Raw genomic sequence first — 12,593 nt, forward strand, 5'->3', positions numbered from 1 at the left:
AACGACTTAACGAGAATTTTATGAAGTTAACTCATTCTGCTATAAAAATGACCATGATATCCGCTACGTTTGTGTTAGCAGGATGTACTGCCAATGCGCCACGTCATCAAGTCGACCTTAGCAAGTCTTATCATAAAGAGCAGCCTGAAGCACATGAGCTGATCGCAGAACAGTCTCGCAGCGCTTGGGAGCGTATGCAGAAGCTAAGAGCAAGCCTAGAAACACAAGCATTAGATGAAGCAACACAAAGCATAGTAGAAGTACCTGAGTTTAACCCACTCGATGAAGTTAAGGTTACTTTGTCGGTTGAGAATGCGGCACTGCACCAAGTGCTGAAAGTATTTGCAGGTCAAACTGGATTGAACTTATTGGTACATCCAAACCTACTCAACGCTGATTACTCAATTAGCATGGAGTTTAAAGACGTGAGTGCGTCTATGGTGTTTGATCAAATCATGCGTATCGCAGATGTTTCTGGCGCTATTGAAAACAATACTATCATCGTCAACCCGATGGAAGACGCGGTATTTAACTTAGCGTTTATGGAGTCTGACGTAGAAAGTACTTTTGCCACTGGCGGCGACGTGTTGGGTGGCAGCAGTAATGGCGGTCAAAATGGCGGTTCAAGTGGCTCTGGCAACAACCAGATCAAAGGTGAATTTTCAATTTCTGGCGTTGCAATGCCAAACTCAAACCCCTATGACGCCCTAGAGAACATGTTGCAAAAGCTCGTTGGTAGTAACAGCAGTGATATTCTTGCAGGTACGATTGCTGGAGCAAGCACCATGGCTGAAGTAGGCAAGCTATCTCGCCTTGGTAGTGCCGTGCGCAACGACCTTGCAATGTACTCACTCAATCGCACCACAGGTACGCTATTTGTAAGAGCAAAGCCGTCAGTGATGAAAACGGTTAAAACACTGGTGAACAACTATGAGCAAATTCATAGCGGTCAATTACTAATAGAAGCACAGATCATTGAAGTCAACCTTAGTGATGATTTCCGCTGGGGAGTAGATTGGAGTATTTTACGTGATGATATTTCGAGTGCTTTCTCGGCAGGTACCCGCAGTGTATCAGAAGCGGTTGGCACGTTTGGTAACCTTTCTCAAGGTGCGCGTGGTATTACGTTAACGACCCCACCAATGGGCGGCTCTGGTACTTCAGACTTTTCTTTCCACAAATCAACGGGCAGTACATTAGTTGCGATTGATATGATGCAAAAATACGGCGATGTTGGCGTGCTATCTAACCCGACAATTCGTGCGAAGCATGGCCAGCCTGCGATCATCAGTGTGGGTACATCATCAACGTATATTTCAGACACGCGTATCACGACGAATGGTACGGGTACAGGGCTTTCGACTACTCAGGAAGTTCAAACGCGCCAAGTATTTGATGGTTTAATGGTTGGTGTGGTGCCATTCATTGCAAAAAATGGTGATATCAACCTGTCTATCCACCCTGTACAAAGCAAAGTAAATCCGTTGAGCCTCGGTTTAGTAGAAGCGGGTGCTGATGTGAAAGTGACCCTGCCTGAGGTTGAATTAAAGTCGATGTCGACTCAGCTACAGGTGAAAAATGGTAACACAATCATTATGGGTGGTTTGATTGATCAATCAGACTTCCGTAACGAATCAGAAGTTCCAGTGCTAGGCAGCTTACCAGTACTTGGTAACTTGTTTAAGAAAAAGAGCAACGGCACAGGAGTTCGTGAGCTGGTGCTAGTACTAAAGGTTAACCTGATTTGAGTCTAATTTTTGATTCACTCAAAGCGCTGGAGTCAACGTCATCGTCGACGCCAGCAGCTTTGTCCTCAACGACCAACACTCGCTTTACCAAAGCGCTAGTGCCTGTTTGCGTAGTAGGGGCACTAGGCGCGGCGTATATACTTTGGGATTGGCAGAGTACCAGTTTGGTGCCTGCTGCCACGACAGCAGATACCAAGGTGAGGGAAGACACGCAACGGTCAAGGGAGTATGGTGCTAAAGCTGACCCCTTGATAGTGGTGCAGCCGAGTGATGCGAATGCAGTAACAACAGATGACGCGCAAGAGTTGCCGTTGCAAACTGAATCGCCTTCGAGTGCGCCTGTGTTGGAGTCTCAACAAGCGGAAAAAAACGTAGAGCAAGTTGCCGCGCTTGCTGAGCCAAAAACACCACGTCTAGCGGTGAGCACGGTTGACACCGACGTGTCAGATATTGATGCGCAGCAACCTCAAAATGCCAATACTAGAGCACAAACAGAGGTGGTAGAGACGGCTATTTCAGTGAAGCCTGAGGTGAGAATTGATTTAAATATCAAGGCTCAAGCAAAACAGTCACTCGCTCAGCGTTTTGGCGATATTCGCCGTGCGATGCAATTACAAGATTGGGAAAAACTAAGCATACTACTGCAAGAGTATGATGCTGATTTATCAGCAACGAGCCCATTTATTACCAAGGCGTGGGCATATATGTATATGCAGCAGGCAAATTATCAGCAGGCAATTAGCTACTGGCAAAAAGCGATTTATTTAGTGCCAACAGATGAACAGTCAAGAATGAACCTTGCCGTTTGCCAGATGCAGCTCAAGTCGTATGACGAGGCTCGAGCCTTACTAGAGCAAGGGTTCAAGGAAATAACCTTGCAAAACCGCGCGCGCGGTTTATTGTCGCGTTTGCGTTATCTACAGTCTCTTCAAGTATCATCATGACACGATTGCAGTTTCCCATGCCAGCGATGGATCATCATATAGAGCGCCTCGGGATGACACATCACCCGTTTCCGGCGGTACCCGATGGTAATCATTATTACATGCACGATACTCTGCAAGCATTATTGCATGAAGTTTTGTTTACGCTCAATCAGCGACGTGGTTTTGTGGTGATCACAGGTGAAGTGGGATTGGGTAAGTCGACCTTTAGTCGAGTGTTACTCCAAGAGCTTGCCACTTTGCAAGCGGCAACGGCGCTGGTGCTCAATAGTGTGGTGCAAGAAACTGCTTTACTTGAGCAAATCATTGTGGATTTTGGTTTAACGCCATGCTCAAAAGAGATGCCGGAGTTACTACATCAACTTAATCACTTTTTACTATCAAATAAAAAGAATGCCGTGACTTCTGTCGTTGTGATTGACGATGCACAAAATCTGTCAGCCGCGAGCCTAGAGTTGATCCGGTTGCTAACCAGCTTCGAAACCAGTTCCGAAAAATTACTACAAATAGTGCTGTTGGGACAACCAGAGTTACAAGACACGCTGAATACTAAGTCGATGCGACAACTTAAAAGTCGTATTGCGTTATCTCGTCAGTTTTTGCCGTTATCTAAGGCTCAAATGGCGCAATATATTAAATATAAAACCCAAGCGTCAGGGTATGATGCACTTCAAGTATCTCGCTTAGCTTTGACCTTGATATACCGAGCAACCCGCGGGGTGCCGAGATTAGTAAACCTATTAATGGATAGAGTACTGATTGTGTTGGCGGCTAAGCAAACGTCAGTGGTCAGTCGCGATATTATTCGACTTGCGATTGTCGATGTCGGTGAAGCGTTTTTTTATTATCGCAGCAGCCAAAAAAAGATAATCTTTGGCTGTATTTACATCACAATGATGGTTTCAGCTGCCTTTTTGGCGAGCAAGTTTGCTGTGGTTGATAAGGTCAAAGGCCACTACGATGATTGGCTGCAAAGTAGTGCGGAGCAACCAATCACGTCAAGAGAAACACAAAGCGAAGCGCCTTCAGACTCCACCAATACAACAGTAAGCGAGCTTGAGCCGGTTTCCCTATCGATTAACAAGCCTGAGGTGAAACCAGCGCCGCAGGTGAGCATGGTCACTGATGCTGCGCCAGCAGTCATTGATATTACTCCCACCACAGCAGGTAATGGCACTACAACAACGTCTAAGAATGAGAGAGCTGAGCGTGCGCTACAAGAACTCACGCAGCGTTTACTACCGGAACAGGAAGCATCATCACTGTGGCAGTTTTACGCAAAAGAGGACGTGTTGGCAGCGCTGGCTGCGCAAAATAGCACCATTATCATCAATTGGTTGCAGCGTAGCGGTAACTTACAGGTGGTGTCATTTCCTCTACATGCCGTTTCTGAGCAAGGGCAAGCAGTGTGCTTTGCCGTTAAACACGAGTGTATTTTTACCTGGTCAGGTTTGTCTTCGCTGCAAGGGGAGTTGAGCAACATGCAAATGGCACTGGCAAACGCAGGTTTGTACGGTGGAGACATTGACGGCATGTTGGGCGTACAAACACTTGGGGCGATTAAGAAGTTACAGTTTGTATTGGGGCTACCAGCCACAGCCAGTTTAGATCAAGCAACCTTGTTTGCACTTTATCATATTCAATTTTTTAGAATTTAGAGATTTTTCATGACACAAGAAATGAAGACCCTAGCGGAATTATTACTCAGTGCAGGGGCTATTAAACAGGATGAAATCGATTTTGCGCTGCAAGAGCAGGTGATCACTGGCGAAAAGTTAAGTGAAGTACTAGAGCGTAATGGCTTTGTAAGTCAGCGTGCGCTGGCTCAACAACTGGCAACATTACTAAAGCTACCTTATATTGACCTAGCTCACTATATCCCTGAACCTGAAGCATTAAAAAAGTTCAATTTTAACTTATGTAAAGGTAGCCAGTTTATTCCACTAAAATGTGATGAGCGCACCCTAACGATTGCAACGAGTAATGAGAACATAGACGGTCTACGGGCGCTTGTATACAAATATTGCCAACTACATTTAGACATCCACCTTGCAGAAAAGGGGGTGATCCAAAAGCTGTTACATAACCACTACTTTTACCTGAATAACCCAGTAGAAAAGATTCTCCAAGACGAAATCGACCACCTTATTGCCGATAAAGAGTCTGTGCGCACGCTAGACACGTTGCTAACTAACATTCTACGTTTTGCGGTTAAAAAACGGGCGACGGATATTCATATCCGACCAATGGAAAAAAGCATTAGTGTGGCATTTCGTGTTGACGGGGTAATGCGCTCAGCATTTGCATTACCTAAAGAGCTCAGCCGCTTAACCTCAACGATAAAAATGCGTGCATCAATGGATATTGCTGAGCAGCGTTTACCGCAAGATGGCAGCTTTGAAGTTGTGGTGAATGGCTTGAGTTATGATATCCGTGTATCGACGCTTGGGTGTCCTTACGGAGAAAACTTAGTGGCGCGTATTTTACCAAGAGAGGTGGAACTGCGTAGTTTGTCACAACTGGGCTTTTTACCTGAGCACCTTGGGTTAATTGAAAGTATGTTTAACAAGCCTTCTGGAATTATCTTACTTACCGGTCCAACCGGCTCGGGTAAAACCACTACGCTGCATGCTGGCTTGAGCAGTTTAGATATGCTCAAGAAGAATATTGTCACGGTTGAAGATCCGATAGAGTACCGTTTACCACTGGCGAGACAAACTCAGGTCAATGAAAAAGCCGGGTATGGCTTTGCTGATGCAATCAGACACTTCCTCCGCCATGACCCGGATGTCATTTTAGTCGGTGAGATCCGTGATAATGAGACCGCGCATACCGCTGTGACCGCGGCTGAAACCGGTCACTTGGTATTATCAACATTACACACCAATGACGTGATGGGAGTAATCCCAAGATTGCGCTCACTTGATGTGAGTAACCACATGATTGCTGACTCTCTCGTCGGCGTGGTATCTCAGCGTTTGGTGAGAAAAAATTGCCGCCACTGTAGCGAAGAAGTCCAAAGCACAGCAGAAGAAATGCAATACTTGGGTCTGGATAAGCCCGTGGTACTGACAAAAGGTGTCGGATGTGAGGCATGTGGCCATACTGGTTTCTTGGGACGTGTGCCTGTCTATGAAATTATGTCAGTAGACAAACCTCTATGTCACCTCATTGAGTTAAATAAGCCAGTGTCAGAGCTATATGCACATGCAAAAGCGGGTAACTACGTGTCTATGCACAGTGTTGCTACTAGCTTAGTGTTAAATGGTACGACGACGGTTGATGAGCTGCAAAACTTAGTTGCTAAAGAAGTGGAGTACAACTAATGGCGTTATTTAAATATAAAGTCATTGACCGCGATGGCCAAGCAATGAAAGGGGTGGCTGAGCTGCCTTTTGATAACCCAATTTCTGCCCATGAATATTACGAACGAAAGGGCTGTGCCGTTATTGCATTAGAGCCGGTAAACGCAGTATGGCAACCTTTTTATGCGCTATCAAACTGGTCGACAAAGCGCAAAATTAAAAAGTCGGAAATTGCAGACTTTTTGCGAAACATCGCGGTTATGCTTAAAGCCGGTATTCCTATTATTAGTGCACTTCAAGATGCTGCTGAATATGCGGAAAACCCAGCGCTTAGAACTATTGCGGATGAATTAAGAATGGCATTAGAGTCTGGCAACAGTTTGTCATCCGCAATGGAAAAGCAAGGCGAAGTATTTCCTGACTCAGTGCTATATCTGTGCCGTATTGGTGAAGAAACTGGCTTACTCGACCAAACATTGCTAAATGCGGCGGAACATATTAATCGTATTGGTCGTATTAATGTGGATGTGAAAAAAGCACTGATCTATCCAGTTGTGGTGTTATTCGCAACTTTACTGGCCTGTGTGTTTTGGATGTATTACACCGTCCCATCTATGACAGAGCTATATCAGCAAATGCAAGTTGAGCTGCCTGCCATTACGCTGATGGTGATGAATATCTCGGATTCACTGCGTCATGACACGCTTTATTACATCGCGGCAATTATCGCAGTGTTTTTTCTGATTTCGGTGGCTTATAAAAAACATCGAGGGTTTAAATATTGGGTTTCAAAGCTCGCACTTAAGATCCCCGTTGTTGGTAAATTGATCCGTTATTCAAATATGGCCTTTGTGTTTGAATACTTTTCGCTGTTGGTGCGCTCAGGAGTGGATATCTACAAATCTCTTGGAGTAATTGCCGCGGCGGTACCCAACGAAGTTTATAAAGAAAATATAAAACTGATTCAACAAGGGGTCGCCAAAGGTAATAGCTTGTCTGATGAATTTAAACGAACTAAGTCGTACCCTAACTTTATCATCAGGATGCTGATGACAGGTGAGCGCAGCGGTAAGCTTGAAGATCAAGCGCGGTTTATCTCTGATGAATATACAACCCGTGTTAATGACACCATAGATAAACTAAAAACCTTAGTTGAACCTGTGGCAATTTTTTTAGTGGGAGGATTTATGATATTCATTATCGGCGCGCTATTCCTGCCAATTTATAACCTAATCGGCAATATCGGTAATTTCTGAGTTTAGTACTATGAATTTATTAAAGTTTAAAACTGTGGTTGCAGCGTCATTAGTGGTCCTTTCAGGGGTAGCGCAAGCGGAAGTGGAGCTAGTATTCAAGTCCGGTCTTGGGCAGCAAAGCTTCAAGATTAAAGGCCATACCATGCGTATGGATAACGCAGCACAGTATCAGCTATTTGATGCCTTGAAAAACAAACTATATGTCGTTACACCAACGTCAAAAAGCTACATGGAAATGAGCAATAACATGTTTGGTGACTTGTCTGCTTTGTTGACAAAGCAAGAGGCTGAGTTAAAAAAATTACAAAGCCAAGAGGGGTTAAAGAATGTAGCTCATCTTGAAACGGCAAAAAGTGCGCTGCGCATGGCTGAGCAACAAATCAAACAGCTTAAGAGCAATGGCAATAATCAATTAAAAAAGCTAAACCAGCGTGCACGGATTAATGGTATCAGTTGTGAGCTTTATGAGTTTAGCGTGGCCATGCTACAGCAACAAGTGTGCTTTGCTGACATCGCCGATATTGGCTTATCAGCTCAACATGCCGCTGTGTTTAATCGCTATCAACAGTACGTTGGTAGCCTCTCTGGTTATACCATGCCCACGCTTGAGAATAAGATCAGTATTGATGTTTCACCTTTGGGTAGCCTACCTGGACAGCAATCATCGTCACAGTTTGTGCGGGTGAAAGAAGTGAAATTTCCAGCTAAGCAATTTAGTATCGATCCAAGCTATAAAAATATGATGGATATTCCTGCTTTGTCACGGAAGTAAACCGTACAATTGAAATTTATTTTAAGCGAATTATTATTAAGGGCACCGTGGTTTTTAGCAAGGCAACTGTGTGCCCTACTCAGATTTATTTAAACGTGATACAACGCAAGAGGCGTTAGTCAAGTGGCAAAAAACAGTCGACTTGTTAGCGAAAATACTCTCAGCGCCTGCAGCATTTGTGGTACAAAAAAAACAAGACGGGTTTACCGTCATGATTTCCAGTACTCAAGCGCAAAACCCTTATCCTGCTGGTGGCTTTATTCCCCAAGAAACCAATATATTTTGTAAGCATGTCTTGGCTAACAATCGCAATCTTTACGAGCAACATGCCAGCTGCAATGCCAAATGGGATGATAATCCGGAAGTCGCCGAAGATGGCTTTGAATCTTATTTAGGCGTGCCCATTCACTGGCCGAATGGTAAGTCATTCGGCACTTTATGTGTAATGGACTTTAAGCCAACCGATTATGCTCCATCAATGATTGAATGTGTTGAGCACCTGCGCGATATGCTCGAAGATGACCTCGTCATGATTGAGCGTTACAGCAAAATCAAAGCGATTGCGATGCAAGACCCTTTAACCGAAGTGTTAAATCGTCGAGCGACGGAACTGCTCGGTGAACATAAACGTGACATAGCATTTAAGCTTGGCGCGTCGTTATACTGTATTTTTTTAGATTTGGATGGATTCAAACCCATCAACGACAGTTATGGTCATGAAGTTGGCGACCAAGTATTGCAATGCTTAGGTAAAGCGCTGAAGGAAATAAGCGGTGAAGATGACATCATTGGGCGCTATGGTGGCGATGAATTTATTGCTATGGTGCAACGGGTCAATGAAGATGACGTCCAAGACTTTATTTATCAAAGCGAAGCTGCATTTTACCAAGCATTAAAGGCACAGCAGTTACCCAAGTGTGGCTTTTCGGCGGGATTCGCCAAGTGCGACAGTAAATTTGAAAGCATGGCGAGCTTGTTCTCACGTGCCGACAAGCAAATGTATCAACAAAAGCCACGCTAGTGCACAGTGGCTTGGGTTGAGATGATGGATTTTTACTGTGAAAATTATGGTCATCAAGTTGTTAAAATGGCCAAGATCAGAGAGAATATAGCAATCTTTGTTCGAATTTAGCGTGGCCGAGTTTTGGTTCGGTTACCAATGCCATAAGTAGAATTTCAATGTCAAATATGAGTATCTTGCAGGAAGTGTCGCGCAGACGCACTTTCGCGATCATTTCACACCCTGATGCGGGTAAAACCACCATTACCGAAAAAGTACTTTTATTCGGAAAGGCGTTACAAAAAGCAGGCACAGTTAAAGGCCGAGGTTCAAACCAACACGCCAAGTCTGACTGGATGGAAATGGAAAAAGAACGTGGTATCTCGGTAACCACTTCCGTGATGCAGTTTCCGTATAATGATGCCTTAGTCAACCTATTGGATACTCCTGGGCACGAAGACTTCTCGGAAGATACGTATCGTACGTTAACTGCGGTTGACTCATGTTTGATGGTGATCGATGCGGCAAAAGGTGTAGAGGATCGTACTCGTAAATTAATGGAAGTTACGCGTTTACGTGACACGCCAATTGTTACCTTTATGAACAAGTTGGACCGTGATATTCGTGACCCGATGGAGCTACTTGATGAAGTAGAAACCGAGCTGAACATCATGTGTGCGCCAGTTACTTGGCCAATTGGCTGTGGTAAAGAGTTTAAAGGTGTATATCACATTCACCGTGATGAAACGATTTTGTACCAAACTGGTCAAGGACATACAATTCAAGACAAGCGCATCATCAAAGGGCTTAATAACAGCGAACTTGATGCGGCTGTAGGTGAAAGCCTCGCAGAGCAGCTGCGAGAAGAGCTTGAGCTGGTCATGGGTGCTTCACACGAATTTGACCAAGAACTGTTTTTAACGGGCGAACTCACTCCAGTGTTCTTTGGTACGGCACTGGGTAACTTTGGTGTTGACCACATGCTTGATGGCTTAACCGAGTGGGCACCTACGCCACTGCCGCGTCAAACAGATGAACGTGAAGTAAAAGCGGACGAAGAAAAGTTCTCTGGTTTCGTGTTTAAGATCCAAGCAAATATGGATCCAAAACACCGTGACCGTATTGCCTTTATGCGAATTGTGTCGGGTAAATATACTCAAGGCATGAAAATGAATCATGTGCGTATTGGCAAACAAATCAGTATTGCAGATGCGGTAACCTTTATGGCAGGTGACCGTGAGCGTGCCCAAGAAGCCTTCGCGGGTGATATTATCGGTCTACATAACCATGGCACAATTCAAATCGGTGATACCTTTACCCAAGGGGAAACGCTTAAATTTAGTGGTATTCCAAACTTTGCACCGGAGTTATTCCGCCGTATTCGCCTAAAAGATCCATTGAAGCAAAAACAGCTACTCAAAGGTTTAGTGCAGCTTTCTGAAGAGGGTGCTGTACAGGTGTTTAGACCGCTTATCAACAACGACTTGATTGTTGGCGCGGTTGGTGTGCTGCAGTTTGACGTGGTTGTAGCGCGTTTGAAGTCTGAGTATAACGTTGATGCGATTTACGAGAGCGTAACAGTACAAACAGCACGCTGGGTAAGCTGTGATGATGAGAAGAAAATGGCTGAGTTCCGTCGTAAGTGTGAACAAAACTTAGCATTAGATGGTGGTGACAACCTCACGTACATCGCTCCAAGTCGCGTAAATCTGAATTTATCTATGGAGCGTTACCCTGACGTGAAGTTCCATGAAACTCGTGAACACTAATCGCTGCGCATTAAAGGAAAACAAATGAACATTAAAAGTATTTTAATTGAAAAGGCCAATGCAGCGATGCAAGCGGCTGGTATCCCTGAAGGTACAAACCCTGCGGTAACACAAAGCACGCGTCCACAGTTTGGTGATTACCAAATTAACGGTGCAATGGGAGCTGCAAAAGCATTAAAAACCAACCCACGAGAACTGGCGCAAAAAATAATCGATAACTTAGACGTTACAGATCTTGCGGATAAAACAGAAATAGCAGGCCCAGGTTTTATTAATATTCACCTCAAACCTGAGTTTTTAGCTACAAGCCTTGAAGCGGCAAATACGGATGCCAAGCTAGGGGTTGCAGAGCATGCGACACCTGACAAAGTCGTTGTGGACTTTTCTTCGCCAAACCTGGCCAAAGAGATGCACGTTGGTCACCTGCGCTCAACTATTATTGGTGATGCCGTTGTACGCGCCCTTGAGTTCCGTGGTGATACCGTTATTCGCCAAAACCACATGGGCGACTGGGGTACCCAGTTCGGTATGCTAATCGCGCACTTAGAAGATTTGTTAAACCAAGGCGTTGATCTGGAAAATGTCGCACTTGCCGATTTAGAAAGCTTCTATCGTGATGCTAAAAAGCGTTTTGATGACGAAGCAGGTTTTGCCGATAAAGCTCGTGATTATGTAGTCAAACTACAAAGTGGTGATGCACATTGTAAAAAGCTATGGCAAATGTTTATCGACACGTCTGTTAAGCACTCAGAAGAAGTATACGGCAAGTTAAATGTTACGCTAACGCGTGATGACATCATGGCAGAAAGTGCCTACAACGACCGTCTTGCAGGTGTTATTACGCTACTAAAAGAGAAAGGCATTGCAGTAGAAGATCAGGGCGCTCAAGTCGTATTCCTTGATGAACTAGCAAATAAAGACGGTGAACCTTCTGTGTTTATCGTGCAAAAATCAGGTGGTGGCTTCTTATATTCAACCACTGATCTTGCCGCCTGTGATTACCGCTCAAATGAGCTAGATGTTGACCGCATCCTAATTTTTGTTGATGCGCGTCAAGGGTTACACTTTAACCAAGTTGAGATCACTGCACGTAAAGCTGGGCTACTTAAAGATAAAACCAGCTATGAGCCAAGCTTGTTCGGTACTATGATGGGTAACGATGGTAAACCATTTAAAACCCGTACCGGTGGCACCGTTAAGCTATCGGATTTACTCGATGAAGCGGTAAGCCGAGCAACGGAAAAGCTTGCTGACAGAGCCTCTGATTTATCAGATGAAGCACGCCAAGAAATCGCTCGTAAGGTAGGGATCGGTGCGGTGAAATATGCTGACTTATCAAAGCATAGAACCAGCGACTATATCTTTAACTGGGATACAATGCTGAGCTTTGAAGGGGCAACAGCGCCTTACTTACAGTATGCTTACACTCGCGTTCGCAGTATCTTCCGCAAAGCAAATGTCGATAGCACAAGTCTAACTGGTCGCATCCAAATTCAAGAGCCGCAGGAAAAGGCACTTGCGCTTAAACTATTGCAACTTGAAGAAGTGCTTGATCTGATGATCAGCGAAGCGACTCCACACGTACTATGTAGCTACTTATATGAGCTTGCCAGCTTGTATATGACATTCTATGAAGCGTGCCCAATTTTGAAAGAGGACGTGGCAGCAGAAGTACGCGAAAGCCGTCTGTTGCTTTGTAATCTAGTAGCTAATTCACTGAAAACAGGTCTAGACTTGCTAGGTATTGAAGTGATGGAGCAAATGTAAGTTCGTTTTAACTTGCATTAAGGTATACTAGA

9 protein-coding genes are annotated in these 12,593 nt (G+C 44.6%); all 9 read left to right on the forward strand.

The genetic code is table 11. From position 1 onward, the window contains the following. The first annotated feature begins 20 nt into the window (after window positions 1–20). A complete protein-coding gene (gene mshL, locus J8Z24_RS03875; protein WP_252095296.1) occupies window positions 21–1,748 on the forward strand; it encodes a pilus (MSHA type) biogenesis protein MshL in 1,728 nt (575 codons plus the stop codon). After that, a complete protein-coding gene (locus tag J8Z24_RS03880) occupies window positions 1,745–2,692 on the forward strand; it encodes a tetratricopeptide repeat protein (protein WP_252095297.1) in 948 nt (315 codons plus the stop codon). Before mshL ends, J8Z24_RS03880 begins: the two co-directional genes overlap by 4 nt. Next, a complete protein-coding gene (locus J8Z24_RS03885; RefSeq protein WP_252095298.1) occupies window positions 2,689–4,350 on the forward strand; it encodes an ExeA family protein in 1,662 nt (553 codons plus the stop codon). The genes J8Z24_RS03880 and J8Z24_RS03885 overlap by 4 nt, the downstream gene beginning before the upstream one ends. Before the next feature lie 9 nt (window positions 4,351–4,359). Next, window positions 4,360–6,018 carry a GspE/PulE family protein gene (locus J8Z24_RS03890; protein ID WP_252095299.1) on the forward strand — a complete coding sequence of 553 codons (1,659 nt, stop codon included), beginning with the start codon at window positions 4,360–4,362 and terminating at the stop codon, window positions 6,016–6,018. Further along, window positions 6,018–7,253, forward strand: a complete 1,236-nt coding sequence (locus J8Z24_RS03895; protein ID WP_128731865.1) for a type II secretion system F family protein — start codon at window positions 6,018–6,020, stop codon at window positions 7,251–7,253. Before J8Z24_RS03890 ends, J8Z24_RS03895 begins: the two co-directional genes overlap by 1 nt. A gap of 10 nt (window positions 7,254–7,263) precedes the next feature. Further along, the gene (locus J8Z24_RS03900) at window positions 7,264–8,025 is read left to right on the forward strand and encodes a hypothetical protein (RefSeq protein WP_252095300.1); all 762 of its coding nucleotides are present in this window, start codon (window positions 7,264–7,266) and stop codon (window positions 8,023–8,025) included. A 70-nt stretch (window positions 8,026–8,095) separates the two neighbouring features. Continuing rightward, window positions 8,096–9,046: a sensor domain-containing diguanylate cyclase gene (locus J8Z24_RS03905; RefSeq protein ID WP_252095301.1), complete on the forward strand. Its 951-nt coding sequence runs from the start codon at window positions 8,096–8,098 to the stop codon at window positions 9,044–9,046. A gap of 158 nt (window positions 9,047–9,204) precedes the next feature. Further along, window positions 9,205–10,794: a peptide chain release factor 3 gene (prfC, locus tag J8Z24_RS03910; protein ID WP_252095302.1), complete on the forward strand. Its 1,590-nt coding sequence runs from the start codon at window positions 9,205–9,207 to the stop codon at window positions 10,792–10,794. A gap of 24 nt (window positions 10,795–10,818) precedes the next feature. After that, on the forward strand, window positions 10,819–12,561 hold the full coding sequence (gene argS / locus J8Z24_RS03915) for an arginine--tRNA ligase (protein ID WP_125250490.1): 1,743 nt from the start codon (window positions 10,819–10,821) through the stop codon (window positions 12,559–12,561). The last annotated feature ends 32 nt before the right edge of the window (window positions 12,562–12,593 follow it).

This window comes from Pseudoalteromonas sp. SCSIO 43201 (genome assembly GCF_023716725.1).
Lineage (GTDB): Bacteria > Pseudomonadota > Gammaproteobacteria > Enterobacterales > Alteromonadaceae > Pseudoalteromonas > Pseudoalteromonas peptidolytica.